Raw genomic sequence first — 26,939 nt, forward strand, 5'->3', positions numbered from 1 at the left:
GACCATCTACAGGATTGTAGTCACCGAGGTGCGCCTCGATGCTCCGACGGTACGCGCCCGTCGCGCGTGAGCGGTCGTGCGTGGACGACTGCTCACGCGGCCGGCCCGGTCCTGCGGTGGCTCACAGGACCCGGCGTCGCACCAGTACGCCCAGCGCCATGAGGCCCGGGAGCAGGGGCAGCCAGGTGGTGAGCAGCCGGTAGCCGAGGACCGTCGAGGCCGCCGCGCTGCCGGACGCCCCGGCGAGAGTCAGCGCCAGGGCGAGGGCGGCATCCAGCGAGCCGAGGCCGCCGGGAGTGGGCAGCAGGACGGCGGCACCGCTCGCGGCCAGGTAGGCCAGGGCCACCTCGGCCGGGGGCAACGGCAGTCCGACGGACCGGGCCACGGCGACGACGACGGCCGCGTGCAGACCGGCGAACGCCAGCGAGCCACCCCACAACGCGGCCGCCCGTCCGGGGACCTCGTGCACGGCGCGGACGTCCGCGAGCACCGCCCGCAGCGCGCGTCGTACGAGCCCCGAGAGCGCGATCACGGCGGTGGCGAGCACCGCGACGGTCACGGCCCATGCCGTCGGGGAGACATGCGGAAGGCGTAGGGCGCCGGGGCAGGCGGGCGCCAGCGCGGCGATCAGCAGGGCGCGGGCCACGGCGCCGGCGGTCGCCTTGACCGCCAGCGCGGTCGCCGACCTGGGCACCGGCAGTCCGCACCGGTTCAGGAAGCGGAAGTTGACCGCCCCGGATCCCAGTCCCGCGGGCAGCAGATGGTTGGCGGCGCAGGCCGCGAACTGGACCGCCACCAGGCGTCCGGTGGGCAGCGGACGGACCACGGCGCCCTGTTGGGCGAGGGCCGAACATGCCCAGGTCGCCAGGGTGGCCGCGGCCGCCACGAGCAGCCAGCCGCGGTCGGCGTGGGCGAGCCGGCCTGCCGCGGTCTCGATCACCGGCCGGTGACGCCAGGCCAGACAGCCGGTGCAGAGCAGGACGGCCAGCGCGACCCCGGCCTGCCAAGGCGTCCGCCGGACGAGGGCGGTCGGAGCGGTGCCGGATGGAGAACTCATGAGGCCCGGCCTCCCGGTCCGGTGGGGGCGAGGTAGGCGCGCAGGCCGCCGACGCGATGGTGTTCCCAGGTCCGGGCGAACGCGGGCGGTCGCCCGCGCCGGGAGGTCAGCACCGCGACCGGCCGGCTCCGTCCGGTCCGCGCGAGTGCCTGCCCGGTCGTGTTCGCGTTGTGCCCCGAGGTCGCGACGGACGCGCACCCGGCGCGGAAGGCGATCGGGACGGCGTCCCGGCCGGTCAGGACGCACGGCGGCCGTACACCCAGCTCACGCAGGCCGGCGGCGGCGCGGGCCCAGTCGCGACGGGAGTCCGTGGCGTCGCGGACGGTGTCGTCCAGCACCGCGTACTGGACCGCGAGATGGCCGGCGAGGCCGAGCACAACCGCAGTCACGGCCGCCGGACGCCACAGGCCGTGCGCGACGGTGACCAGACGGACGAGGGCGCCGGCGACCGGGAGGGAGAGGAGCGCGTAGGCGGGGAGCAGGAAGCGCGGGGCGGCGTAGCCGATCATGAACAGGTACGGGAAGGCGGCCGTCGCGGCGCAGGCCAGCGGGAGCAGCGTGCGCGCCGTGCGCCGGGCTCTGATCGCCGCCACGAGACCTGCCGCAGCCAGCGGGAGCAGCGCGAACCACCACACCAGCACGACGGTGTCGGGCATCGCGCCGGTGCAGGGGCGGCACAGGATGCGTCCGCCCAGGCTGCGCATCTGGTCGGCGACGGCGATGTTCCAGCCCAGGCCGCCCTGGATGCGGGAGCCGTCGGCGAGCCTCTGACCGAGGCCGCCGTAGCCGATGTACGCCTCGACGACCCACTCGGCCGCGCCGGCCACCAGGCCCGCGACCAGCGCGACGGGCAGCCAGGTCCGTCCTCGGCGCAACTCCGGCACCGCGAGGACGAGCAGCGGGAGGGTCGCCCAGACCGCGTCGGTGGGCCGCATCAACGCCATCAGCGCGGAGCCCAGCCCCACACCCCACAGCGCCGCCCGGTTCCGGGGGACGGCGCGAGCCCGCAGGAAGCAGGCGACGCACAGCAGGGCTCCGACGGCTACCCAGTAGTTGGGCATGGCCTGCGGGCCGTAGAAGACGGTCACCCACAGCGTCGCGAACAGGGCGCCGGCCAGGGCGATCAGCCGCGCCGGGAACAGATGCCGCCAGGCGCACAGCGCCACGAAGAGGCCGAGCCCCGACAGCAGGGCCAGGCACACCCGCAGGAGTGCCGTGGACGACGACCAGGAGACGACGGGCGCGACGAGCAGGGGGACGCCACGGGCGCGGGGTGCGCTGAAGAACGCCGCCGGTGCGTGCCCGCTGACCTGGCTGACGTAGACCGTCTCGTCCCAGCCGAGCCCCATGCCGGGCCCCACCAGCAGCAGTTGGGCCAGAGTGAAGGCGGCGGCCACCAGGGCGATCCCGCACCGCCCGCCGGAGTGCCGAGCGGGCGGCCGGCCCGACGGCGGACCGGCCGCCCCTTCGGCACCGGCGAGCGGAATGTCCGCGGTCCTGACCATCGTCCACCCTCCAGCCCTACAAGCTGTAGGGTTCCCTCGCCCTACGCGACACAGAGCAGGGGTCAAATCCGTGAAATCATGGACAAATTACCGCGCGCTTCAGGGCCTCGCAGTCCGGGAACGGCATCCGGGGCGAGCGCCACCACCCGCCCCGGTCCCCCGGCTCCCCCAGGCCCGGACCGGCCTCCGCTCCCCCTACGCGCTATAAGGTGGCGACCATGGCTGGCACGAGCCCCCACGGCAGAGCGGACCGGCGACGCGCGGGCGAACTGGAGAGCGCAGTGCTCGCCACCCTCTGGGCCACCGACGACGCCCTGACGCCCGCCGAGATACAGGGCGAGATCGGCGGCGATCTCGCCTACAACACCGTGCACACCATCCTCAAGCGCCTGTACGACAAGGGGTTGGTGCGCCGCGACGTCGACGGGCGGCGCGGTGCCTACCGGCCCACGAAGGACGCGGCCGAGATGACCGCCGACGCCATGCACGAGGCGCTCGACCGCGGCCCCGATCCGATCGCCGCCCTCCGGCACTTCGTCACCGGGCTGAGCCCGCAGGAGGAGGCGGCCCTGCGCTCGCTGCTCGACGGGGACGAGCAGTGAGGATCGACGTCCACGCCGCGGACGGCCCCCTGGCTCGCGTCCGCTCCACCGGGTGACCGGTCCCCCGCGTCAGCGACCGGCGGCCGGACGCCGTGGGACGCCTTCCGGGGCTGCCGTCCGGGGCACGGCCGACCGGACCCCCTGCGGCTACTTCTCCTCGGAGGGGACCTGTGCGGCGAAGGCCCGGTAGGCGGACTCGTCGAAGAGGACGAAGGTGACCTCCTCGACGTCCGTCGGGGTGGCCCGGACCGTCTCCACGGCGATCCTGGCGGCGTCGTCCATCGGCCACCCGTAGATGCCGGCGGACACGGCCGGAAAGGCGACGGTGCGCGCGCCGAGCTCGTCGGCGACGCGCAGGGACTCGCGATAGCAGGACGCGAGCAGCGCCGAGCGGTCCTCCTCGCGGCTGTACACCGGTCCCACGGTGTGGATCACCCAGCGCGCGTCCAGTTCGCCGGCTGTGGTGGCGACGGCGCGGCCGGTGGGCAGCCCCTTGCCGTACTGCGAGGCGCGCAGCTTGCGGCAGTCCTCGAGGACGGCGGGGCCGCCGCGGCGGTGGATGGCTCCGTCCACGCCTCCGCCGCCGAGCAGCGAGGAGTTCGCCGCGTTGACGACGGCCTCGACGCTCTGCCGGGTGATGTCGCCCTGGACCAGCTTGATCGCGGTCATGCCTGTCTGAGTCTCCTCCACACGGCCTTCGCCGCGTTGTGCCCCGACATGCCGTGGACGCCCGGGCCCGGTGGGGTGGCGGACGAACAGATGAAGACGGCCGGGTGGGGGGTGCTGTAAGGGAACAGGGACAGTCTGGGGCGCAGCAGGAGCTGAAGCCCGGAGGCGGCGCCGCAGGCGATGTCACCGCCCACGTAGTTCGCGTTGCGGGTGGCCAGCTCCGGCGGGCCCGCCGTCGCGCGGGCGAGTACACGGTCGCGGAAGCCCGGCGCGAAACGCTCCAGCTGCCGCTCGATCGCGTCCGTGAGATCACCGCTCCAGCCGTTCGGCACGTGTCCGTACGCCCAGAAGACCTGCTTGCCCTCGGGCGCGCGGGTGGGGTCGGCGACGCCGGGCTGCACGGTGATCAGGAAGGGGGTGTCCGGTGCCCGGCCCTCCCGGGAGGCCGCGTGCAGCGCGCCGGCGATCTCCGCACGACTGCCACCGACCTGCACGGTACCGGCGGAGCGGGCTTCCTTCGCGGTCCAGGGCACGGGCCCGTCCAGCGCGTAGTCGATCTTGAAAACGCTCGCCCCGTACCGGTAGTGCTCGTAGAAGCGGCCGAGCCCCGCGATGCGGGCCAGGGCGGTGGGCGAGGTGTCGAAGACGTACGCGCGGGCGGGCGGCAGGTCGTCGAGACGCTTGACCTCGTAGTCGGTGTGGACGGTGCCGCCGAGGTCCTTGAGGTACGCGGCGAGCGCGTCGGAGATGGACTGCGAGCCGCCGCGCGCGACCGGCCAGCCCCGGGCGTGCGCGGCCAGCGCGAAGACGAGGCCGACGGCACCGGTGGCGAAGCCGCCGAGCGGGGCGATGACATGGGCGACGAGGCCCGCGAACAGTGCCTGGGCCCGCTCGTCGCGGAAACGGCGCATCAGCCAGGTCGAGGGCGGCAGCCCCGTGAGGCCGAAGCGGGCGAGGGTGACCGGGTCCCGGGGCAGCGCCGTCAGCGGCAGCGACATGAAGTCGTGCGCCAGCGTGTCCCACTTGGTGAGGAAGGGCGCGACCAGCCGGCGGTACGCCCCGGCGTCGCGCGGGCCGAACGACGCGGCCGTCTCGGCGACGGACCGCGACAGCACCGCCGCCGTGCCGTCCGTGAAGGGGTGCGCCATGGGCAGCTCGGCGTGCAGCCACTCCAGGCCGTACCGCTCCAGGGGCATCGCTCGGAACGCGGGCGAATTGATGCCCAGCGGGTGCGCGGCCGAGCAGGGGTCGTGGCGGAAGCCGGGCAGGGTCAGCTCCTCGGTCCGCGCTCCCCCGCCCACGGTGTCCCGGGCCTCGAAGACGGCCACGGAGAAGCCGCGGCGGGCCAGCTCCACGGCAGCGGTCAGTCCGTTCGGTCCCGCACCCACCACGACGGCATCGAGCATCGACGGCACCTTCGGACTCCTTTGTCAGCCGATGGCCACTGGGGATCAGGATATGCCGCGGGACCGACAGCCTTGGCGGCGCGGGGGGTTGGGAAGGGGACACCTCCCGACGTGCGCGGGGCGGCCCACGCCCCCGGGGGCTCGGCGGAGTGCGGTGGCCGAGCGGGTCTCCGGTGCCGCCCCGGCGGGCCGGGCCCACCCGCGCTCAGGGGTGACGCGGTGGACGTGCGGGTCGGGGAACCGCTCCACGGCGGAACTCGTCGACGACGGGCTCGGTGTCACCCCGGCAGGCCGACCTCACCGGCAGCCGGGGCCGGGGCCGTAGTCAGGCGCAACCCCGGTCGGCCGAGCTCACCGACCCCCACGGGGCGGGGCGGCGACCCGACAGGACTCCGGTGTCACCCCGGAAGGCCGAGCTCGCCGCCGATCGGGGCGGGGCGCTCCGGCCGGAAGGGGCCGGGTCGGCGTCGGGTCGGGCTCACGCCGACAGCAGGGCCACCACCCGGCGGGCCGTGGCCTCGTCCCGGGCCGCGGTGAACGGCAGCGCGTTGCCCCCCGTCACGCGGAACGGCTCGCCCGTGAGGGTCAGGTGGGCGCCGCCCGCCTCCTCGACGAGGAGCAGGCCCGCGGCGTGATCCCACGCCGCCTCCCATGAGAACGCGACCGCGTCCAACTCCCCTCGTGCCACGGCCAGATACTCGAGGCCGGCCGAGCCACAGGGGCGCGGGACGACTCCCTCGGCGCGCAGGCCGAGCAGCGCGTGCTTCTGTTCGTCGGTGGTGTAGTCCGGGTGGGAGTGGGCGATGTCCAGGTCGCGGCCGGGTACCGGCGAGCCGGAGCGCAGGCGCACGCCGTCGAGGAAGGCGCCCCGGCCGCGTATCGCGACCGCGAACTCGTCGCGCGCGGGGGCGTACGTCCAGGAGGCGAGCACGACTCCGTCCCGGGCGAGCGCGACGAGCGTGCAGAAGCCGGGATCGCCGTGCACGAACTGGCGGGTGCCGTCGACGGGGTCGACGATCCAGACCGGCGCGGAGCCCTGTATCGCCTCGTAGGTGGCGGGGTCGGCGTGCACCGCCTCCTCGCCGACGACGACCGAGCCGGGCAGAGTTGCGGTGAGGACACCGGTCAGATACCGCTCGGCCTTGCGGTCGGCGTCCGTCACCAGGTCGTGCGGGCCGGACTTCTGGTCGATCTCGTGCGCTCCGAGCTGCCGGAAGCGGGGCATGATCTCGGCCGCCGCCGCCTCGCGGACCGCTTCTTCGACGTCGGAGCTGCGCCGGGCGAGAAACTCGTCGATGGTTTCGATGTCTTCGATCATGACTCCATGAGAGCACGCGCCTCTGACAATCCCCGCACGCCCGGTGCACTCAGGGTGGAATCCGGATGAACTCCGAGGGGCCCCGCTCTCAGCGTCCGACCGCGTACCCCTGCATGCCGCGCGGATTCGCCGCGGCCGACAGCACGCCCGTCGCGGGGTCCCGCGCGACCGCGCACAGACGTCCCTCCGACCACGCCTCGCCGACCTGGACGTCGTGCCCGCGGCGCCGCAGCTCGTCGACGACCGCCGCGTCCGTGCGGGACTCGACGGTGAGGCTGCCGGGGTGCACGCCGCGCGGGTAGAAGGAGCCGGGGAAGCTGTCGTTGTGCCAGTTCGGGGCGTCGATCGCACCTTGGAGATCGAGACCGCCGCGCACGGCGGGACGCAGCGCCACGGCCAGGAAGAAGTGGGTCTGCCACTGGTCCTGCTGGTCCCCGCCCGGTGTGCCGAACGCCATGACCGGGACACCGTCGCGCAGGGCGAGCGAGGGGGTGAGCGTGGTGCGGGGACGGCGGCCCGGCGTGAGGGAGTTGGGCAGTCCCTCCTCCAGCCAGGTCATCTGGAGCCGTGTGCCGAGCGGGAAGCCCAGTTCGGGCACGACGGGGTTGGACTGGAGCCAGCCGCCGCTGGGTGTGGCGGCGACCATGTTGCCCCAACGGTCGACGACGTCGAGGTGGCAGGTGTCGCCCCGGGTGCCGCCGTCGGCCGCGACCTCGGGTTCCGCGGCCGTGCGAGCCGGCCGTGCCACGGTGGGTTCGCCCGCGCCGGGCGCCGCGAGCGCGTCGAAGCCGGGTTCCCACGGAGCGGGCACACGCGCGTGCCCGCTCAGCCGCGGGACGCGCCCTCCGGGGCTGCCGGGACGCAGCTCGTACGACGCCTTGTCGCCGACGAGCGCCCGCCGCTCGGCGTTGTACGACTCGGAGAGCAGCTCGTCCAGCGGTACGTCGTCGGCGTCCCCGTACCAGGCCTCCCGGTCGGCCATGGCGAGCTTGCAGCCCTCGACGAGCAGGTGGACGTATTCGGCGGAGCCGTACGCGGGCAGTTCGGGCGGCAGCAGGGCCAGCTGCTGCAGCAGGACCGGGCCCTGGCTCCAGGGGCCCGCCTTGCACAGGGTCCAGCCGCGCCAGTCGTAGGTCACGGGCGGCTCGTATCCGGCGGACCAGCCCGCGAGATCCGCGGCCGTCAGCGTGCCGGTGTGGCGCTCGCCGCTGGTGTCCAGGGTGGGGCGGCGGGCCTGGCGCACCAGGGCCTCGGCGATGAAGCCGGAGCGCCAGACCCTGCGCGCGGCCTCGATCTGTTCCACCCGGCCGGTCTCCTCGGAGATCTCGGCGAGGAGCCGACGCCAGGTCGCGGCCAGGGCGGGGTTGCGGAACAGCTCGCCGGGGCGGGGCGCCCTGCCGCCCGGCAGGTACACCTCGGCCGAGGTCGTCCACTCCGTCTCGAACAGCTCGCGCACCGTCTCGACGGTCTCGCCGACGCGTTCCACGGGCGCGTGGCCGTCCTCGGCGTATCCGATCGCGTACGCGAGGACGTCGGCGAGCGGCTTGGTGCCGTGGTCGCGCAGCAGGAGCATCCAGGCGTCGAAGGCGCCCGGCACGGCGGCGGCGAGCGGCCCCGTGCCGGGGACGAGGTCCAGCCCGAGCCCCCTGTAGTGGGCGACCGTCGCGCCCGCGGGCGCGACACCCTGCCCGCACAGCACCCGTACCTCGCCGCCGGCCGGGGCGAGGATGATCGGGACCTCGCCCGCGGGCCCGTTGAGGTGGGGTTCGACGACGTGCAGGACGAAGCCCGCGGCGACGGCGGCGTCGTACGCGTTGCCGCCGTCCTCCAGGACGGCCATCGCGGACTGCGAGGCGAGCCAGTGGGTCGAGGACACCATGCCGAAAGTGCCCTGGAGCGTCGGTCGGGTCGTGAACATGCCTGCCACCTCGCTGTGCCGAGCGATCAACCTCGCCCCCGACTATGGCACTTGCCGCGGCCCGGACGGCAGGGTGGCCCGCCCGGAACGGACGGGCGCCTTCCGGGGCGTCCCACGGACCGGACCCGCCGGTCCGGAAGAACCCGGAATGATCGGAATCATTCGCCCGCGGCCGTCGTTGCTCCTCGTGGAACTGAACGGAGGCGGATCGGTGCACGGTGAGTACAAGGTCCCCGGCGGCAAGCTCGTCGTGGTGGATCTGGACGTCGAGGGCGCGGTGCTGCGCCACGCGCGCGTGGCGGGCGACTTCTTCCTCGAACCGGACGAGGCGCTGGACGCCGTCAATCACGCGCTGGAGGGTGCGCCGGCCGACACCGACGCGGCGGGTCTCGCCGCCCGCATCGACGCCGCGCTGCCCGAGGGCACGGTCATGTACGGCCTGACTTCGGAGGGCATCGGGATCGCGGTGCGCCGAGCGCTGGCGCACGCCGCCGACTGGACGGACTACGACTGGCAGCTGATCCACGAGGGGCCGCAGTCCCCGGCCCTGCACATGGCACTGGACGAGGTGCTGACCACGGAGGTGGCCGCGGGCCGGCGAGCGCCGACGCTGCGGGTGTGGGAGTGGGGCGCCCCGTCCGTGATCATCGGCAGTTTCCAGTCCCTGCGCAACGAGGTCGACCCGGCGGGCGCCGCCCGGCACGGCATCGAGGTGGTCCGCCGCATCTCCGGCGGCGGCGCGATGTTCGTGGAGCCGGGCAACACCATCACCTACTCGCTCTCGGTGCCGGAGGCCCTGGTCCAGGGCCTGTCGTTCCAGGACAGCTACGCCTATCTCGACGACTGGGTGCTGGGCGCGCTCGGTGACATGGGGATCAAGGCCTGGTACCAGCCGTTGAACGACATCGCGACGGATCAGGGAAAGATCGCGGGCGCCGCGCAGAAGCGGGTGGTCGGACCCGGCGGCGGCCCGGGCGCCGTGCTGCACCACGTGACCATGTCGTACGACATCGACGCCGACAAGATGCTCGAAGTGCTGCGCATCGGGCGGGAGAAGCTCTCCGACAAGGGGACGAAGAGCGCGAAGAAGCGGGTCGACCCGCTGCGGCGGCAGACGGGACTGGCGCGCGAGGCGGTCATCGAGCGGATGATCGACTCGTTCCGCGGGCGGTACGGGCTGGTGGACGGCAAGGTGACGCCGGAGGAGCTGGCGCGGGCGCGGGAGCTGGCCCGCTCGAAGTTCGGCGCCCCGGAATGGACCGCGCGGGTGCCGTGAGCCGTGCCGCGCGCGGTACCCGCCCCGGAATGGACCGCGCGGGTGCCGTGAGCGGTGGCGCGCACGGCTCCCGCGGCTAGGTGGCCGGTGCCCAGGCCGTGGTGCCCAGGATGTTCTCCGGGCCGATGTCGAGGGGGTCCGGCAGGCGTACGGTCGTGGTGCTCCGCCCCGCGGCCGGGGCGACCCGCAGGTAGGTGCCGTCCTCCGCGGCCATCCGCCAGTACAGGCCCGCCCGCGCGCTCTCGCCGGGACCGAGCGTGAGTGCCTCGGGGCCGGGGTCCTCGGGCGCCATGGCCACCTGGTCGGTGCCCTCCACGGTCCGCACGCCGGGGATCGGGTCGCCCTGCGGGCCGAGGACCCGGACGGACGGGTACCCCTTCAACTCGTACGGCTTCTTGCCGCAGTTGGTGAGCGTGATGGTCATGGCGCGCAACCCCATGGCCGCGTCGACGGGCCCGGTGCCGACGCGCAGGCCGGACAACGGGCAGCCGCGGTCCTGCTGGACCGGGACGGCAGGTGACGCCTTCGGCCCTGCGGGGAGGGCGGGTGACGTCTCGGAGACCGCGGGGGCGGACGGCTGGGCGGCGCGGGTCCGTGTGGCGGCCGGGGTGGGTTCCCGTGCGGGGTTGCGCTCACGGTCCAGCTCCGCGGAGAGCCCGCAGCCGCTCAGGGTGAGCGCCAGCAGACTGGCGAGGGCGGCGGGACGGATTCGCTTCCGGCGTGTCGCGATCACCGACCGATGATCGCACGAGGCCGCCTCGACGGACGCCCTCACTCCGTGTGCCCACGTGCCGTGACGAGGCCCGATTCGTAGGCGAAGACGACCAGTTGGGCGCGGTCGCGGGCCCCCAGCTTCGTCATCGCGCGGCTGATGTGGGTCTTGGCCGTCAGCGGACTGATCACCATGTGCGCGGCGATCTCCTCGTTGGTCAGACCGCGCGCGGCGAGCGCGGTGACCTCGCGCTCGCGACGGGTGAGGCATTCGAGTCCCGGCGCCGTGGCCCGGTCGGGGGGACGGGCCACGAACTCCCCGATCAACGTCCGGGTCACGGACGGGGACAGCAGCGCCTCGCCGACCGCGACGACCTCGATGGCCTGGAGCAGATCGGCCGGCTCGGTGTCCTTGAGCAGAAACCCGCTGGCGCCGGCCCGCAGCGCCTCGAAGACGTACTCGTCCAGGCCGTAGTTGGTGAGGATGACGACGCGTACGCCGCAGAGCGCGGGGTCGGCCGCGATACGGCGGGTCGCCTCGATGCCCGTCATCACGGGCATCTGCACGTCGACGAGGGCGATGTCGGGGATCTGCGCGCGGACGAGCGCGAGCCCTTGCTCGCCGTCGGCGGCCTCGCCGACCACCTCGATGCCGTCCTCCGCCTCCAGCAGGGCGCGGAAGCCGGCGCGCATGAGGGCCTGGTCGTCGACGAGCGCCACCCTGATCACGGGGTCTCCCCGGGCGGGCACAGCGGAAGGGCGGCCCGGACCGAGAAGCCGCCCTCGGCGCGCGGAGCGGCGTGCAGGGTGCCGCCCAGGGCCTGGACCCGCTCGCGCATTCCGGTCAGTCCGATGCCGGGGACGGGCGCGCAGGAGGGCCGCGCGGTGCCGTCGTCGTCGACGCGGATCGTCAACTCCTGCTGGGCGTAACCGAGTTCCACCAGGACCTTGGCGGGTCCCGCATGCCGGGCGGCGTTGGTGAGGGCCTCCTGCACGATGCGGTACGCGGCACGGTCCACGGTCGCCGTCAGGGGCCGTTCCTCGCCGGCCACCCGGAGGTCGACGGCGAGGCCCGCGGCGCGCGCCCGCTCCACGAGCACAGCGGGCGTGCCGGTCGGCTCGTCGGTGCGCAACACCTCCAGGGTGGAGCGCAGTTCGCGCATCGCCTCGCCGCTCGCCTCCTGGATGGCGAGCAGCGCGGGCGGTATCTCCTCGCCGCGTTTGCGGGCGAGGTGCACGGCCACCCCGGCCTGGAGCTTGACGATCGAGATGCTGTGCGTGAGCGAGTCGTGCAACTCCCGGGCGATGCGCAGCCGTTCCTCGCCGGCACGCCGCAGGGCCGCCTCCTCGCGGGTGCGTTCGGCCTCCAGGGCGCGCTGTTCCGTCTGCCGCAGATACGCCTGCCAGTTCCGGTCGGCGAGGCCGGTGACCAGGGCGCACAGGAACCAGCCGGTGAGCAGCGTCGTCCGCTCCACGAGCTCCTGGGTCGTGGGGCCCGCGGTCGCGAAGCCCGCGAGGAACACGACGCTCGCCAGCGCGGCCACGCCGCGGCGACCGGCTCGTGCCGCCGTGTGGACGGCGCTCAGCACCGGGAGGGCGGACAGCGAGCCGGGATGGGCGTGCACGACGTACGCGGTGGTAGTGACCGTGGTGATCGCCAGCACGGCACGCGGGGTGCTGCGGTAGGCGGCGAGGGCCAGTGAGCCGAGGGCGACGAGGGCGAGGTCGACGGGGGTCGTGTCGGCGTCGAAGGCGGCCGCGGTCAGCACGAGCGCGCCGACGACGACCGCGAGGGCCGTGTCGGCCAGGCGCCTGCGGGTGGCCCGGTCGAGCTGCATGGACGGCACTTTATGCGGCGGGGACGACACCCGCGTCAGACCTGTGGAGGGCGCCCGCAGTACTCCCGGCGGAGTAGGCCGGGGCTTTCCCGGGCCCGGTGGAGCAGCCCGCATCACCTCCGGGTGTACGACGCCCCCGGGGCCCCGGCCGGGCGAGGGTTCTCACGGCACAGCACACGGCATCCGGCGCCGCCACAGGTGCCGCTCTCACCCGACCCAGGAGGCACGACATGCCGCTCTCCGGCCCTTTCCGGTACACCACCCCGCCGCCGCCCGACGCGGCGACGGGACGGACCGCCGAGGTCTACGCCCAGCTCTCGGACGACTTCGGCATCGCGCGTCCGCCGACCTTCGTGGTCCTCTCCTCCGCACCCGAACTCATGGCCGCCGCCTGGGCGTTGACGCGCGAGTCGCTCGTCGCGGGGGCCGGCGGGCGGGCGGAGAAGGAGCTCGCGGCACTCGGGGTGTCCCAGGCGAACCGCTGCCCGTTCTGTGTGGACGCCCACACGATGCTGCTGCACGCCACCGGCGACCACGCGCTCGCGGAGTCGGTGGCACGCGGCGACACGCCCGCCGACGCGGAACACGCGCGCGTGCTGGCCTGGGGCCGGGCGACCCGGACCCCCGGCGCGCGGGAGTTGAGGCCGTACCCCTTCCCCGCGGCGCACGCCCCCGCGTTCATCGGCACCGTGCTCTCCTTCCACTTCATCAACCGGATCGTGTCGGCGCTGCTGACGGAGAACCTGCTGCCGGGCAACATCCAGCGGTTCCGGGCGGTGCGGAGTCTGGCGGGGCGCTCGTTCTCCCGGACGGTGCGCCGCCGCCCGGCCCCGGGCGCGGGGACGACGCTGCTGGACACCACGGACCCCGGTCCCGGCTGGGCGCTCGGCACCTCCGTCGGTCCCGCCTACGCGGCCCTGCGCGACGCCGCCCTGCAGGGCGCGGGACTGCTCGACGAGGCCGACCGGCTGCTCGTACGGGACGTGGTCGGGCGGTGGGACGGCACGCACCCGCCGCTCGCGTGGGACGCTCTTCCGGACCGGTCCCGCCCCGGGGCGCGTCTCGCGCTGCTGGCCGCCCTCGCTCCGTACCGGATCACGGACGAGGACGTGGCGGCGTGGCGTGGAGCGGAGCATTCCGACCATTGCCTGGTGCATCTCGTGGCGTACGGCGCGTTCGCCGCCGTCGACCGCATCGAGAGCGCCCTGCCCGTGCGCCGGGTCCGGGAGGCGTCGTGACCACGATCGCCAACTCCGTGCAGGCCGAGGCATGGAACGGCCCCGTCGGGGCGCACTGGGCCGCCCATCAGGAGCGGTACGACACGATGGTCTCCGGCGTGAACGACGCGCTGTTCGCGGGCGCGGACATCGCGCCGGGCGACCGCGTCCTGGACGTGGGCTGCGGCGCCGGGACGACCACGCGGATCGCGGCACGGCTCGCCGCGACCGGGCACGCGGTCGGGGTGGACATCTCGGCGCCGTTGCTCGCCAGGGCGCGGGAGATCACCGCGGCCGAGGGCGTCCCGAACGCGGCGTACGAGCTCGCCGACGCGCAGGTCCACCGCTTCCCGCCCGCCGGGTACGACGTGCTGATCAGCCGGGGCGGTGTGATGTTCTTCGCGGATCACGCGGCCGCGTTCCGGAATCTGGCACGGGCGTTGCGGCCCGGCGGGCGGCTCGCGTTCGTCTGCCCGCGGCCGGCGGGTCCGGACGTGGAGGAGTCGCGGGCCCTCGGCCTCCTCGCGGGCCTCTTGGAAGGAGCCGCACGGGCCGCCGGACAGCGCTCCGGTGCGCGCGACGGGACGGACCCGGCCGCGGAAGCCGGTGTCCGCACCGGCACGGACCCCACTCCGGTCCCGGACGACCGGCCGACCTGCGCGGCCCCGCGGTCCGCTCACGCCGCGATGACCGCGATGGCCGCGATGGCCTCGCTGGCCGACCCGGCGCGGATCCGCGAGGCGCTGAGCGTGTACGAGGACGTGGCGGTGACGCCGGTCGACACGGAGACGGTGTGGGGACGCGACGCCCCGGACGCGGTGCGCTTCCTGCTGTCCCGCACGCCGGGACAGTCGATCGCGCCCGACACCCGCGCCGCGCTGGAGGACACCCTGCGCCCGTACGAGACGTCCCGCGGTGTCCGGCTCCGGGCGGCGGTGTGGCTGGTGACCGGACGGCGGAGCGTCTGACGGACCGTGAGCCGGTGTCCCGCCGTCAGCGCGCGGGCAGGGTGTCCCCGCTGTCACCGCTCAGGCACGGAGCGAGTTGGCACTTCCGCCCCACAGGGACTCGTGTGACACTGGCGTCCCGTCCGCAGTGCGGACCCTGCTCCGCACCGTCCCCCACGAGAAGTGAGCCGTGCGTTCTCTTCCTCTGCCGCTCGCCCTCACCGCGCGTCTGCTGCCGGTGGCCGTGCTCGCCTCGGCGGGCTGGGCCCTGACGTCCGGCCCGTTCGCCGCTGCCCCCACCGCGGATCACAAATCGTCCCAGAAGAAGACCAGTACGGCGTCCGCGCCGTCGACGTCGGCGGCCACCAAGACGTTCACTGCGTCGCCCGCGCCCTGCACAAGCGTGCCGACGGCCACGCTCAAGTCCCTGGTCCCGGGCGCCAAGACGGCAGGCCAGGAGATCCCGTCGACGGACAAATCGGTACGCCGCACCTGCTCCTGGAACGCCCTGAAGGGGTTCGACTACCGCTGGCTCGACGTCTCGTACGAGATCAAGGAGTCGGACCAAGCGGCACAGAAGGCGTACGAGGGTCGCATCGCGGACAAGAGCGGCGGAGGGGCGGTCCCCGGGCTCGGCGACTCGGCGTACTCCGTCGTGAACCTCACCACCGAGGACAAGCAGCAGACCCGTGAGGGGGTGGTGATCGCCCGCGCGTCGAACGCGGTGGTGATCATCACCTACAACGGCAGCGACTTCGAGACGAAGAAGGCACCCGGCACCGACGAGATCAACAAGGGTGCCATCAAGGCGGCCAAGGCGGCGGTGGCCGCGCTAGAGGACGGCCAGAAGGGCTGACCGTCCTCCGGGGCGTGTCAGGCGGCGGTCTCCTGTCTGCCGCGCAGCAGCATCAGCACCAGGTACAGCACCGACGAGGTGCCGAGGCCGACCGCCCAGCCGTAGTCGGCCAGGGGTTGCAGCGCCGGAATCGGCCGTCCGTCGACCAGCGGGTGGAAGTCGGCGCCGCCGACAGCGAGGACGCCGCCGGTGACGAAGGCGACGACGGCCCGCCAGTTCCACCCGCCGTCGTACCAGTAGCGGCCGCCCGTGCGATACAGGTCCACCAGGTCGAGCCGCGTGCGGCGCAGGATCCAGTAATCGGCGATGAGGATGCCGGCGACCGTGCCGAGCAGGCCGCCGACGAGGCCGAGCCAGGTGAAGATGTAGCCCTGCGGGTCCGCGTACAGCTTCCACGGGAAGATGAGCACGCCGAGCACGCAGGTGACGAGCGCGCCCGCACGGAAACTGATCTTCCGCGGCGCGACGTTGGAGAAGTCGAAGGCCGGTGAGACCAGGTTGGCCGCGATGTTCACGGACAGGGTCGCCACCAGCACGGTCACCAGCGCGTACAGCACTCCCACCACGTTGTCGGTCTTGGCGGCGAGCTGGACCGGGTCCCAGACCGGCTTGCCGTACACCGCCTGCGAGCCGGAGGTCACCAGCACGGAGAGGAAGGCGAAGAGCGTCATCGTGGTCGGCAGGCCGAGGGCCTGGCCCCACGTCTGCGCCTTCTGGCTCCTGCCGTACCGGGTGAAGTCCGGGATGTTCAGGGACAGCGTGGACCAGAAGCCGATCATGCCCATGAGGGAGGGCCAGAACAGCTTCCAGAAGTCCCCGCCCCAGCCGAGCGCGGAGGGCTGGTCGAACAGCGGGCCGAGGCCGCCGGCCTTGCTGCTCATCCACCAGAGCATCACGCCCGCGCCGACGAGCACGAAGGGCGCGGCCCAGTTCTCGAAGCGGCGGATCGTCTCCATGCCCCGGTAGATGATCGCGACCTGGAGCACCCAGAAGATCGCGAAGGACAGCCACATCGTCCAGGCGTGACCGCCGATCTGCGAGGCGTTCGCCCAGCCGTCGCCGAAGAGCTTCCCGGCGAGGAAGTAGATCGCCTCGCCGCCGATCCAGGTCTGGATGCCGAACCAGCCGCAGGCCACCAACGCCCGCACCACGGCAGGGAGGTTGGCGCCGCGAATACCGAAGGAGGCGCGCGCGAAGACGGGGAAGGGGATGCCGTACTTGGGTCCGGCGTGCCCGGTGAGCAGCATCGGGACCAGCACGATCAGATTGGCCAGGGCGATGGTGAGGACGGCCTGCTTCCAGTCCATGCCGACGGCGATCAGGCCGGAGGCCAGGGTCCACGAGGCGGTGTTGTGGGCCATACCGACCCACAGCGCCGAGAAGTTGTAGGTGGTCCAGGTGCGCTTCTCGGTGGGGACCGGCAGCAGGTCCTCATTGGCGTACGGGCCGCTGGGCTGCGGCGAACCAGGGGCGATCTCCACCCGGCCGTCGGCGAGGGTGACTTGGGAGGTCGGCGGTATGGCTGTGGGAGCGGTGTCGGTCATGGGCAGGCCAATCGAAGGAGGTGGGACGGGAGAGGCCGTGCGGGTGGAGCCGATGGGGGGTGCACTCCTTGGGACACCGGCCGCGGTGTCCCGTGACGAACCTGCTCGGAGCGCCCTGACCCCCTTCCCGGGACGGCGGGAAGGGGGAGTTCACAGGGGATGTACGGGGACGGGGAATCCGTACGGGGGACGGGAGGCCGCTAGCCGTTGACGGCGGGGATGACCTCGTCGCCGTACGCGTCGATGGTGGCCTCCTGCGCGTCGTGCATGTCGTAGACGGCGAACTGGTCGACGCCCAGCGCACGGAGCGCGTTCAGCTTCTCGATGTGCCGCCCGGGTGTGCCGATCAGGCAGAACCGGTCGACGATCTCGTCGGGCACGAACGCGGTGTCGGGGTTGTCGGCGCGCCCGTGGTGGGAGTAGTCGTAGCCCTCGCGGGCCTTGATGTAGTCGGTGAGTTCGTCGGGTACGGCGCCGGAGTGCTCGCCGTACTTGGCGACCAGGTCGGCGACGTGGTTGCCGACCATGCCGCCGAACCAGCGGCACTGTTCCCGCGCGTGGGCGAGCGCCTCGGGCGAGTCGTCCGCGGTGACGTACGCGGGTGCCGCCACGCAGATCTTCACCTCGGACGGGTCGCGGCCGGCCGCGGCCGCGGCGTCCTTCACCGCCTTGACCATGTACTCGGTGAGGTAGAGGTCGGCGAGCTGGAGGATGAAGCCGTCGGCCTCCTCACCGGTCATCTTGAGGGCCTTCGGGCCGTACGCGGCCATCCAGACGGGGAGTTCGGCGCCGGGCCGCACCCAGGGGAACCTGACGACGGTGCCGCCGAGGTCGGCCTCGTCGCCGCGCGCGAGCGCGCGGATCACCTTCATCGCCTCGCTTATCCGGGCGAGGGTGTTGGGCTTGCGTCCGGCGACGCGCATCGCCGAGTCACCGCGCCCGATGCCGCACACCGTGCGGTTGCCGTACATGTCGTTGAGCGTCGCGAAGGTGGAGGCGGTGACCTCCCAGGTGCGCGTGCCGGGGTTGGTGACCATCGGTCCGACCGTCAGCCGCTCGGTGTGCGCGAGGATCTGACTGTAGATCACGAAGGGTTCCTGCCACAGCACGGCGGAGTCGAAGGTCCATCCGTAGGTGAAGCCGTTGTCCTCGGCCCGCTTCATCAACTCGATGACGCGGGAGGCAGGGGGGTCGGTCTGCAGGACGAGTCCGAAGTCCATGGCGCCACTCCTGGTCGCTCAGAGAAGGTACTGACAGGTGGAGCGGGGGGTGTAGACGCCGTGCCCCGCGCGTCCGGTGAACTCCCGCTCGGTGATGACCGGTTCGCCGCGCGAGAGCACGGACTCGACCCGTCCGGTGACGCGCTTGCCCTCGTACGCCGAGTAGTCGACGTTCATGTGGTGCGTCTCGACCGACATGACCTGCTCGGCGTGCGGGTCGTAGATGACGACGTCGGCGTCCGCGCCGGGCGCGATCGTCCCCTTCTTCGGGTACAGGCCGAACATGCGCGCCGGGGTGGCGCAGGCGATCTCGATCCAGCGGCGACGAGAGATGTGCCCGTCGACGACGGCCTGGTGGAGCAGGTCCATACGGTTCTCGACGCCCGGCAGGCCGTTGGGGATCTTCGAGAAGTCGCCCCGACCGAGCTCCTTCTGGCCCACGAAGCAGAAGGGGCAGTGGTCCGTCGAGACGACCTGGAGGTCGTTGGTGCGCAGCCCCCGCCACAGGGCCGCCTGGTGCTCCTTGGGACGAAGAGGCGTGCTGCACACGTACTTCGAGCCCTCGAAGTCCGGCTCGGCCAGGTTGTCCGTCGACAGGAAAAGATACTGCGGGCATGTCTCGCCGAAGACGTTCAGGCCCTCGTCGCGCGCCCGTGTCAGCTCCGCGACGGCCTCCTGTGCCGAGACGTGCACGACGTAGAGCGGGGCACCCGCGACCTGGGCCAGTCTGATGGCGCGGTGGGTGGCCTCCGCCTCCAGGAGCGCCTTGCGGACCTCTCCGTGGAAGCGCGGGTCGGTCTCGCCGCGGGCCAGCGCCTGTTCGACGAGCACGTCGATCGCGATGCCGTTCTCGGCGTGCATCATGATCAGTCCGCCGTTCTCGGCGGAGCGCTGCATGGCGCGCAGGATCTGGCCGTCGTCGCTGTAGAAGACGCCGGGGTAGGCCATGAACTGCTTGAAGGAGGTGACGCCCTCCTCCACCAGCAGGTCCATCTCCTTGAGCGTCTCCTGGTTCACGTCGGAGACGATCATGTGGAAGCCGTAGTCGATGGCGCAGTTGCCGTCGGCCTTGGCGTTCCAGGTGTCGAGGCCCTCGCGCAGCGAGCGGCCGACGCTCTGGACCGCGAAGTCGATGATGGTCGTGGTGCCGCCCCAGGCCGCGGCCCGGGTGCCGGTCTCGAAGGTGTCGGAGGCGAAGGTCCCGCCGAAGGGCAGTTCCATGTGGGTGTGGGCGTCGACGCCGCCCGGGATGACGTACTTGCCGGTGGCGTCGATGGTCCGTTCGGCCGTCCACGCCTCGGCCGCGGGAGTGCCTGTCGCGGCGAGGGCGGCGATCCGGCCGTCCTCGATCAGGACGTCGGCGTGGATCTCGTCGGACGCGGTGATGACGAGTCCACCACGGATGACGGTACGGCTCATGCTCCCTCTCCTTCCGGTCGTGCGTGCACTGAGGGAATACCGAAGCTGTCAAGGGCTGGGGTCAACGCTGTTTCCTCGGGGGAATGCCGGTGGGAGGGGCGGGGCCGCGCGGGTCCGCGGGCCCGCCCCCCGTGCGCCGGGCCCGCGGGACGCGGCGTGCCTACGGGGCGGTCAGCGGCCCGTACGTGCCCGGGGCGCGGTCGCGGTAGAACTGCCAGCGGTCGCGGACCTCTCGGAGCTTGGCGAGGTCCAGGTCGCGGACGACGAGTTCCGTCTCCTTGTCGCCTGCCACCTCGCCGACGAACTGGGCTTCCGGGTCCACGAAGTACGAGGTCCCGTAGAAGTCGTTGTCGCCGTGCTCCTCGACGCCGACCCGGTTGATCGCGCCGATGAAGTACTCGTTGGCGGCGGCCGCCGCCGGCTGCTCCAGCTGCCACAGATAGCCGGACAGGCCGCGGGAGGTCGCCGACGGGTTGAAGACGATCTCGGCACCGGCGAGGCCCAGCGCGCGCCAGCCCTCGGGGAAGTGCCGGTCGTAGCAGATGTAGACCCCGATCCTGCCGACCGCCGTGTCGAAGACGGGCCAGCCGGAGTTGCCGGGCCGGAAGTAGAACTTCTCCCAGAACCCCGGGACCTGGGGGATGTGCGTCTTGCGGTACTTGCCGAGGTACGAACCGTCGGCGTCGATCACGGCCGCGGTGTTGTACAGGACGCCGGGCTGCTCCTCCTCGTACATCGGCAGGACGAGGACGAGGCCCAGCTCCTTCGCCAGCGCCTGGAAGCGGCGCACGATGGGGCCCTCGGGGATCTGCTCGGCGTACGCGTAGAACGCCTTGTCCTGGACCTGGCAGAAGTACGGCCCGTAGAACAGCTCCTGGAAGCACAGGACCTGGGCGCCCTGCGCGGCCGCGTCGCGGGCCGCCTGCTCGTGGACCTGGATCATCGATTCCTTGTCGCCGGTCCATGCGGTCTGGAAGACGGCGGCGCGGATCACTCTGCTCATCGGGACCTCCGGTCGCTCGGTGTGCGAGGAGCCTAGGAAGCCCGGACGGCGGCTTTGAGTTGCACCGTGTCACGTCTGAGACGCCCGGCCGTTCCACCGTGTCACCCTTGCGTCGTCCCATGTTTCACCTGAGTCGTCCGGTGTTTCCGTGTCGTTGCCCGTCGTGCTCCCACCGGTGGCGCGGGGCGTGCTCCCGGTGTTGTTGCGCGTCGTGCGCGAGCAGTGCGATGTGCACGGACGCGGCCTGCTCGAAGTCGTCCAGGTCGACGCCCAGACGCGTCTGTATGGCCTCCAGCCGGCGGTACAGGGCGGGCCTGCTGACGTGGTGGAGCTGAGCGGTGCGCGACTTGTTGCGGCCGGTCGCGAGGTACGTCCGCAGCACCGGCAGCAGCTCCTGCTCCGCTTCGGCCCCGCACAGCAGCCCGTCGAGCTCCCGCTCGGCGAAGGACTGGACGTGCGGATCGTCGCGCAACAGCCGGACCAGGCCGCGCAGATGGACGTCCCGCAGTCGCACAAGGACCGGACGGTCCTCGTCGGCGGGGGCGTCGGCGGCGGCCTCGGCGACGTGCAGGGCCTCGCGCAGGCCGCCCGGTACGTCGTCCCAGGCGATGCGCGGGGAGGCGGCGGCCACGGTCGTAGCGGTGCCGGTCTCGTGGCGCAGCCGGGTGGCGAAGTGCGCGGCCAGCGCCTCCGCGTCCTGGTCGCGGGCGAGGCTGAGCAGGACGGCCGTGGCCCCGTCCGCGAGTTCGGCGACGAGCCCGGGAAGGCCCACCAGCCTGAGGACGCGGTCGAGTTGTGCCGGGTCGCCGTCCGGCACGACCAGTGGGACGAACGTCCGCCGGTTGACGGGCAGTCCGGCCGCCCGCGCCCTGGGCAGCAGTTGCCGGACCGGTACGACGCCGCTCACCAGGTCGGTCAGCAGACCCTGCGCCGACTCCTCCTCCCAGGTGTGCACGGAGCCGCCGAGCATCCGGTGCAGGACCAGCGCCTCGGCGGCGCGGTCGGCGAGCAGCCTCCCGGTCGCGTCGTCGCCGCGGTACCCGCACAGCACGATGCGGCCCCAGCGCTCTCCGCGCCCGCCCAGCTCTGCGCGGATCCACCCGTCGCCCTCGCTGCCGCCCGCCTGCCGCGCGATGCGCTCCCAGTCCCGCAGCACGTCGTCCACCGCGGACCGCTCGCCCGCCGTGGCGAGCACCCGGTGTGCGAGATTGGTGACGACGACGGGGCAGGCGGCGTGCCCGGCGATCTCGTCGAGCATCCGTTGCAGCGGGGCGCCCGCGGTGACGAGCCCGGTGAGCGCCGTGCGCACGGCCTCGGAGAGGCTGACGGCCGCGAACTTGCTGCGCACCAGGCGGGACTGCACCTCCTCCGTCAACTCGGCGAAGGGGAACGGCCGGTGCAGCACCACCATGGGCAGCCCGCACCGCTCGGCGGCCCGGCGCATCACGTCGGGCGGTGCGGGAAAGGCGCGGCCGAGTCCGAGGACGACGGCGGCGGCCTCCGCGCGGTGCAGCGAACGGATGTACTCGGCCTGCGCGTCCGGGTCGCCGGCGAGCAACACGCCCGTGGTGAGCACCATTTCGCCACCGCTGAGCATGACGCCCACGTCGGCGGCCTCGGCGACGTGCACCCAGCGCACCGGCCGGTCGAGGTGGCCCGCCCCGGCCACCACCTCGGGCTCTCCGGCGAGCACCCGGTCCAGGGTGAGGACCTGGCGCACCGACAGGGCGGGTTCCAAGGCGGTGGTCATGGCGACGTTCCCCTCATGTCCTTGGCTCGGTTCGCTCCGGGGCGCCGTCGCCCGTGCCGGGGAGGCCGGGCCGTGCTCGGCTCTCCTTCGCCGTGCTGCTACTGGGCGCGCCGCAGGGCGCGCTCCAGGATCGCCGCGCCCTCCTCCGCCTCCGCGACGGTGAGGGACAGCGGCGGCGCGATGCGCAGCACGCTGGTGTTGTGGCCGCCGCCCTTGCCGATCAGCAGGCCCTCCTCGCGCGCCGCTTCGAGGACGGCCGCGGCCGCTTCCGGGTTCGCCTCGTCGCTGCCCGCCTTGACCAGTTCGACGCCGATCATCAGCCCGCGTCCGCGGACCTCGCGTACGCCGTCGAGCTGCGCGGCGATCGCGCGGAGCCGCTCGATGAGCAGACCGCCGACGCGCCGGGCGTTGCCCTGGAGGTCGTGTTCGAGGAGGTAGCCGAGGTTCGCGAGCCCCGCCGCCATCGTGACCGGCGAGCCGCCGAAGGTGGAGATGGAGTTGGAGTCGAGACTGTTCATGATCTCGGCCCGGGCGACGACCCCGCCGATGGACATGCCGTTGCCGATGCCCTTGGCGAAGGTGAGCATGTCCGGGGGGCCTGCGTCGGCGTGCGCCTGCCAGCCCCAGAAGTGGTCGCCGGTGCGGCCCCATCCGGTCTGCACCTCGTCCGCGATCCACAGGACGCCGTGCCGGTCGAGGACCTCACGGAAGGCCGCGTACAGGCCGTCCGGCGGCGTGGTGAAGCCGCCGACGCCCTGGATGGGTTCGGCGATCAGGGCCGCGGGCGGGCGGACATGGCCGAGCAGGTCCTCCAGGTCGTCGACGCATGCCGCGATGAACTCGGCGTCCCCGAGCCCCGCGTAGGGGCCGCGGGTGCGCACGCCGCCGTGGACGTAGAGCGTCTGGAGGGGCGAGAGCGAGGTCGGTGACCAGCTCTTGTTGCCGGTGATGCCGACGGCGCTGAAGGAGCGGCCGTGGTAGCTGTTGCGCATCGCCAGGATCTGGTTGCTCTGCCGGTGGGCGGTGGCGAGCAGCAGGGCGGTGTCGTTGGCCTCGGTGCCCGAGGTGGTGAAGAAGACCCGGGCGTCCGGGATGCCGGACAGCTGAGCGATCCGCTCGGCGAGTTCGACCATCGGCCGGTTGAGATACAGGGTCGAGGTGTGGATGATCCGGCCGGCCTGTTCGCTGACGGCCTTGGTGACCTCGGGCAGGGCGTGCGCGGTCATCGTGGTGAGGATGCCGCCGAAGAAGTCCAGGTACTTGTTGCCCTGGGCGTCCCAGACGTACCGGCCCTCGCCGTGGGTGATCTCGATCGGGTCCTCGTAGTAGAGGGCGAGCCAGTCCGGCAACACCGCCTTGTGCCGCGCGTACAGGTCCGTCACGGCTGCACCAGCCCTTCGTACGCGTCGGGACGGCGGTCCCGGTAGAACGCCCATTGCTGACGTACTTCCTCGATCAGGTCGAAGTCGAGGTCGCGGACGACGAGTTCCTCGGTCTTGTCGCTCGCGGGGTCCCCCACGAACTGTCCGCGCGGGTCGACGAAGTACGACGTCCCGTAGAAGTCGTTGTCCCCGTACTCCTCCTGCCCGACGCGGTTGATCGCCGCGATGAAGTACTCGTTGGCGACGGCCGCCGCGGGCTGTTCCAGCTGCCAGAGGTAGGCGGAGAGACCGCGGGAGGTGGCGGAGGGGTTGTAGACGAGCTGGGCGCCGTTCAGGCCGAGCTGCCGCCAGCCCTCCGGGAAGTGCCGGTCGTAGCAGATGTAGACGCCGATCCTGCCCACCGCGGTGTCGAAGACGGGCCAGCCCAGGTTCCCCGGTTTGAAGTAGTACTTCTCCCAGAAGCCCTTCACCTGGGGGATGTGGTGCTTGCGGTACTTGCCGAGGTAGGTGCCGTCGGCGTCGATCACGGCCGCGGTGTTGAAATAGAAGCCGGACTGTTCGACCTCGAACACGGGCACGACGACGACCATGCCGGTCTCGCGGGCGAGCTCCTTCATGCGGGTGACGGTCGGGCCGTCCGGCACGGGCTCCGCCCAGCGGTAGTGCTCGGGCTCCTGGACCTGGCAGAAGTACGGGGCGTTGAAGACTTCCTGGAATCCGATGACCTTGGCGCCCTGACGGGCCGCCTCGCGGGCGTGTTCCTCGTGCTTGGCGACCATGGATGCGGTGTCGCCGGTCCAGGTGGCCTGGACCAGGGCGGCACGTACGACGTTGGCCATGAGCTGCTCCTTCGACGGGACGTCAGAGAGCCTCTACGCCCGTAGACAAAGGCTGTAGAGGGTCGAAAGTAAGCCCCGGGGAGAGCCTTGCCAAGACCATCGTCGTTAACCCGCTGAGTCGATCACGTTTCTTACCCCAGCGGGTGAGTGACGGCACGGACGCCCCGTCGGGAGCACCTGCTCGGAGGCTGCGGTGGCGGTCGGGCGCCTGCCGGTGGGTGGGTCGGGTCCGTGCCGGTGATCCGCCCGTTGCAGCCCTCGTGCGGGGCGGTACTGGTAGGACCTCGGTGGGTGCGTGGCGCCGTCCGCAACGGGCATGTGATTCACCGGCACGGCCCCTTCCGTGAGATAGCGGCTGCGGGTGCGTTCATCGCGGGTTCCCGCACACCTCTGGGGCCGGGGGGGCACTGTTCAGCCCGTCCGGCGTTTGAGGACGAGGCCGTTCAGGCCGATCGGGGGTCCGGGGGCGGAGCCCCTGGGGCTTGGACGGGTAGGGGCGGAGGGGGCGAAGGAACCGGGTGCGTCCCCCTACCGCGGGCGGGGCCTCGGTGGCGTGACCCTCTCACGCGGGTCAGGCCGTGTGGCCCGCCACTCTGAGGGCGTGGACCAGGTCCCAGTGACGCTCGTCCGACACCTCCCGCGCCGCCTCCAGGAGCAGCGGGACCAGCCGCTGCGGGTCCGCCTCCGCGCTCCGGGCCGCCTCCTCCGGGGTGCGTACGCGGACGTACGCGCCGAGCAGCGCGCGGATCTCCCGGTCGCGGCCGTCCTGCGCCAGGCCGAGCACGGCGGCCCCGATCTCCGGCGCCGGCCGCGCGACGCCCTGGCGCAGCATCTGGCGGCCGTCGGCGCTCCGGCCCGCGGCGGTGAGCGCGTCGGCGGCGGCGACCAGCCGGTCGGCGGGCAGCGAGGCCGCCTCCCACAGCAGCGTCGCCCAGTCCGCGTCGAGGCCCGCGCGGTTCAGTTCGGCCGCGAGCAGCGGGAAGCGGGCGGCGGGCCAGTACGCGGCCTCGACGAGCAGGGCGTGCGCCTCGCCGCTCCGTCCCTCGCCGCGCAGCCGGGTCAGCAGCGCCACGGTCTCGGAGGTGGCCCGCAAGGCGTCTGTGTCCACCGGGGCCGTGCGTGGCTGTTCGGGTTCCTCGGCAGCCCCCGCGAAGCGGGCACCGCGGGGCGTACGCCGGGGGCTCGGTGCGGGCGGGGCGGGCAGCGCCTGCACGGCCTGGGGTACGGCTTCGGGGGCGTCGTCCTGCTCCATCATCCCGGCGAAGCGGGCGCTGCCCCGGGGGCGGCGTTTCGACCGCTGCTTGGGGACGGGCGCCGTCGTCTCCGCCATGGGGCGAGGGCTTCCGGACGTTTCTGCGGGCTCGACCGCGGGCCTCGGGCCGCGCGAGGCCCCGGAAGGCTCCTGGGGGCTCGCCAGGGGCTCCGCGGACGCGTGCGGGCTGCCGTGCCGGGCACTGGCACTGGCACTGGCACCGAGTGGGGCCTGCGGGTCGTGCGCGGCCGCGGGCGGGCCGCTCCATGCCTGCGCCTGCGGGCCGCCGTACCGGGTTGCCAGCGGGGCACTGTGTTCATCTCCCTGCGGGCCGCCGCCGTATCCGGTCGTCTGCGCGGCGTTGTGTGCGGCTGTCTGCGGGCGGCGCACCGTACCCCGCGCGCCCGCACCAGCACCAGCACCAGCACCAGCACCAGCACCAGCACCAGCGTCCCACCGGACGTCATCCGTCGCCGTGGGCCGGCCGTCCGGTGCGCGTGCCGGCAGCGCGTCGCCGCTCGCCCTGGGCGGGAAATCGAGCGCGCCCTGTGCGTGGGGGCGCAGGGCGCGGCGGTCGAGGTCGACCATGCGGCGTCGGAGCTCCGCGCAGCGGGCCGAGGCGCGTTCATGGTCGTCGTGGGCCCAGGCGAGGTCGAGGCGGATCGACTCGGCCTCCTCCACGGAGCCGGCCGACGGGAGCTGCCGGTTCAGTTCGGCCTGGCGTTCCGCCGCGTAGCGCTGTTCACGGAGCATGACGTCGAGCCGGTCGCTGAGGGCGTCGCGGCCGCCCGGCCGGGCGTCGTACGCGGCGAGCGAGGCGCCGTGCAGGGCGCGGGCCCGCTCGCCCTCCTCGTCGGCCGCACGGTCGCCGAACTCGGCGGCGAGGTCCTGGAGGAGCGCCGCCACGACGTCCCAGGGCGGGACCTCCCAGCCGTCCAGGCAGGCCCGCATGCCGTCGGGATCTCGCTGCCAGAAGACCCCGCACCAGCCGCCGCCCTGGTCGAGCCGTGCCATCAGCCCGGTCAGGTACTCGGCGAAATCCCGTATCTGCACCGGGAGTTGTCCTACGGCCATCACACGACTCCCTGCCCGAACGGACCACTTCGGTCCGGTAGACAACACGAGTCGTGTTACGGGACGGCTACGGGGAGTTTGCGGACGGGACGCAGAGGGCTCCCGCACGGGGCGCACGGAGGTGTGCGGCCCGGCG

Annotated in this window: 22 protein-coding genes; 5 read left to right on the top strand and 17 right to left on the bottom strand. The window is 73.0% G+C overall.

Annotated features, from left to right (window positions below):
• Positions 1–121: 121 nt before the first annotated feature.
• The gene (locus tag ABEB03_RS17570; protein WP_345649278.1) at positions 122–1,057 is read right to left on the bottom strand and encodes a lysylphosphatidylglycerol synthase domain-containing protein; all 936 of its coding nucleotides are present in this window, start codon (positions 1,055–1,057) and stop codon (positions 122–124) included.
• Positions 1,054–2,562 carry a hypothetical protein gene (locus ABEB03_RS17575; protein ID WP_345649281.1) on the bottom strand — a complete coding sequence of 503 codons (1,509 nt, stop codon included), beginning with the start codon at positions 2,560–2,562 and terminating at the stop codon, positions 1,054–1,056. Before ABEB03_RS17575 ends, ABEB03_RS17570 begins: the two co-directional genes overlap by 4 nt.
• Before the next feature lie 218 nt (positions 2,563–2,780).
• On the opposite strand from ABEB03_RS17575, the gene ABEB03_RS17580 reads away from it, so the two are divergent.
• On the top strand, positions 2,781–3,164 hold the full coding sequence (locus ABEB03_RS17580) for a BlaI/MecI/CopY family transcriptional regulator (RefSeq protein ID WP_345649284.1): 384 nt from the start codon (positions 2,781–2,783) through the stop codon (positions 3,162–3,164).
• A gap of 147 nt (positions 3,165–3,311) precedes the next feature.
• Here the strand turns inward: ABEB03_RS17580 and ABEB03_RS17585 are convergent, their stop codons facing one another.
• The 4 genes from ABEB03_RS17585 to ABEB03_RS17600 form a co-directional block, all read right to left on the bottom strand.
• The gene (locus ABEB03_RS17585; protein ID WP_345649287.1) at positions 3,312–3,833 is read right to left on the bottom strand and encodes an O-acetyl-ADP-ribose deacetylase; all 522 of its coding nucleotides are present in this window, start codon (positions 3,831–3,833) and stop codon (positions 3,312–3,314) included.
• A complete protein-coding gene (locus tag ABEB03_RS17590) occupies positions 3,830–5,239 on the bottom strand; it encodes a phytoene desaturase family protein (protein WP_345649290.1) in 1,410 nt (469 codons plus the stop codon). Before ABEB03_RS17590 ends, ABEB03_RS17585 begins: the two co-directional genes overlap by 4 nt.
• A 478-nt stretch (positions 5,240–5,717) precedes the next feature.
• Positions 5,718–6,557, bottom strand: coding sequence for an inositol monophosphatase family protein (locus ABEB03_RS17595; RefSeq protein ID WP_345649293.1), 840 nt, complete (start codon positions 6,555–6,557; stop codon positions 5,718–5,720).
• 88 nt (positions 6,558–6,645) lie between these two features.
• Positions 6,646–8,475, bottom strand: a complete 1,830-nt coding sequence (locus ABEB03_RS17600; RefSeq protein WP_345649296.1) for a gamma-glutamyltransferase family protein — start codon at positions 8,473–8,475, stop codon at positions 6,646–6,648.
• Between the two features lie 211 nt (positions 8,476–8,686).
• Between ABEB03_RS17600 and ABEB03_RS17605 the strand changes: the two genes are divergently transcribed.
• The gene (locus ABEB03_RS17605) at positions 8,687–9,751 is read left to right on the top strand and encodes a lipoate--protein ligase family protein (protein ID WP_345649562.1); all 1,065 of its coding nucleotides are present in this window, start codon (positions 8,687–8,689) and stop codon (positions 9,749–9,751) included.
• A 76-nt stretch (positions 9,752–9,827) separates the two neighbouring features.
• On the opposite strand, the gene ABEB03_RS17610 is transcribed toward ABEB03_RS17605, so the two are convergent.
• From ABEB03_RS17610 to ABEB03_RS17620, 3 genes are read right to left on the bottom strand one after another with little or no spacing between them, the layout of a single operon-like run.
• Entirely contained in the window at positions 9,828–10,484 is a 657-nt protein-coding gene (locus ABEB03_RS17610) for a DUF4232 domain-containing protein (protein WP_345649300.1), read from the bottom strand.
• 38 nt (positions 10,485–10,522) lie between these two features.
• On the bottom strand, positions 10,523–11,191 hold the full coding sequence (locus ABEB03_RS17615; protein ID WP_345649305.1) for a response regulator transcription factor: 669 nt from the start codon (positions 11,189–11,191) through the stop codon (positions 10,523–10,525).
• Positions 11,188–12,300, bottom strand: coding sequence for a sensor histidine kinase (locus ABEB03_RS17620; protein WP_345649309.1), 1,113 nt, complete (start codon positions 12,298–12,300; stop codon positions 11,188–11,190). Before ABEB03_RS17620 ends, ABEB03_RS17615 begins: the two co-directional genes overlap by 4 nt.
• A gap of 230 nt (positions 12,301–12,530) precedes the next feature.
• On the opposite strand from ABEB03_RS17620, the gene ABEB03_RS17625 reads away from it, so the two are divergent.
• The 3 genes from ABEB03_RS17625 to ABEB03_RS17635 all read left to right on the top strand — a co-directional run bounded on the left by ABEB03_RS17625 (position 12,531) and on the right by ABEB03_RS17635 (position 15,320).
• Positions 12,531–13,538: a carboxymuconolactone decarboxylase family protein gene (locus ABEB03_RS17625; RefSeq protein WP_345649312.1), complete on the top strand. Its 1,008-nt coding sequence runs from the start codon at positions 12,531–12,533 to the stop codon at positions 13,536–13,538.
• Entirely contained in the window at positions 13,535–14,485 is a 951-nt protein-coding gene (locus tag ABEB03_RS17630) for a class I SAM-dependent methyltransferase (protein ID WP_345649315.1), read from the top strand. The genes ABEB03_RS17625 and ABEB03_RS17630 overlap by 4 nt, the downstream gene beginning before the upstream one ends.
• Before the next feature lie 169 nt (positions 14,486–14,654).
• Positions 14,655–15,320: a hypothetical protein gene (locus ABEB03_RS17635; protein ID WP_345649318.1), complete on the top strand. Its 666-nt coding sequence runs from the start codon at positions 14,655–14,657 to the stop codon at positions 15,318–15,320.
• A gap of 17 nt (positions 15,321–15,337) precedes the next feature.
• On the opposite strand, the gene ABEB03_RS17640 is transcribed toward ABEB03_RS17635, so the two are convergent.
• The 8 genes from ABEB03_RS17640 to ABEB03_RS17675 all read right to left on the bottom strand — a co-directional run bounded on the left by ABEB03_RS17640 (position 15,338) and on the right by ABEB03_RS17675 (position 26,803).
• Positions 15,338–16,864, bottom strand: a complete 1,527-nt coding sequence (locus ABEB03_RS17640) for an NCS1 family nucleobase:cation symporter-1 (protein WP_345649320.1) — start codon at positions 16,862–16,864, stop codon at positions 15,338–15,340.
• 200 nt (positions 16,865–17,064) lie between these two features.
• Positions 17,065–18,084: a TIGR03842 family LLM class F420-dependent oxidoreductase gene (locus ABEB03_RS17645; protein ID WP_345649323.1), complete on the bottom strand. Its 1,020-nt coding sequence runs from the start codon at positions 18,082–18,084 to the stop codon at positions 17,065–17,067.
• A gap of 18 nt (positions 18,085–18,102) precedes the next feature.
• Positions 18,103–19,503, bottom strand: a complete 1,401-nt coding sequence (hydA, locus tag ABEB03_RS17650; protein ID WP_345649326.1) for a dihydropyrimidinase — start codon at positions 19,501–19,503, stop codon at positions 18,103–18,105.
• A 160-nt stretch (positions 19,504–19,663) separates the two neighbouring features.
• Positions 19,664–20,506, bottom strand: a complete 843-nt coding sequence (locus tag ABEB03_RS17655) for a nitrilase-related carbon-nitrogen hydrolase (protein WP_345649328.1) — start codon at positions 20,504–20,506, stop codon at positions 19,664–19,666.
• Between the two features lie 124 nt (positions 20,507–20,630).
• Positions 20,631–22,256, bottom strand: a complete 1,626-nt coding sequence (locus tag ABEB03_RS17660; protein ID WP_345649331.1) for a PucR family transcriptional regulator — start codon at positions 22,254–22,256, stop codon at positions 20,631–20,633.
• Positions 22,257–22,354: 98 nt separating this feature from the next.
• Complete coding sequence (locus ABEB03_RS17665) at positions 22,355–23,638, bottom strand: aspartate aminotransferase family protein (protein ID WP_345649334.1); 1,284 nt, start codon at positions 23,636–23,638, stop codon at positions 22,355–22,357.
• Positions 23,635–24,477, bottom strand: coding sequence for a nitrilase-related carbon-nitrogen hydrolase (locus ABEB03_RS17670; protein WP_095937545.1), 843 nt, complete (start codon positions 24,475–24,477; stop codon positions 23,635–23,637). The genes ABEB03_RS17665 and ABEB03_RS17670 overlap by 4 nt, the downstream gene beginning before the upstream one ends.
• A 571-nt stretch (positions 24,478–25,048) precedes the next feature.
• Positions 25,049–26,803 carry a hypothetical protein gene (locus ABEB03_RS17675; RefSeq protein ID WP_345649338.1) on the bottom strand — a complete coding sequence of 585 codons (1,755 nt, stop codon included), beginning with the start codon at positions 26,801–26,803 and terminating at the stop codon, positions 25,049–25,051.
• Positions 26,804–26,939: the final 136 nt, after the last annotated feature.

The sequence above is a fragment of the Streptomyces siamensis genome (assembly GCF_039543605.1).
GTDB classification, from domain to species: domain Bacteria; phylum Actinomycetota; class Actinomycetes; order Streptomycetales; family Streptomycetaceae; genus Streptomyces; species Streptomyces siamensis.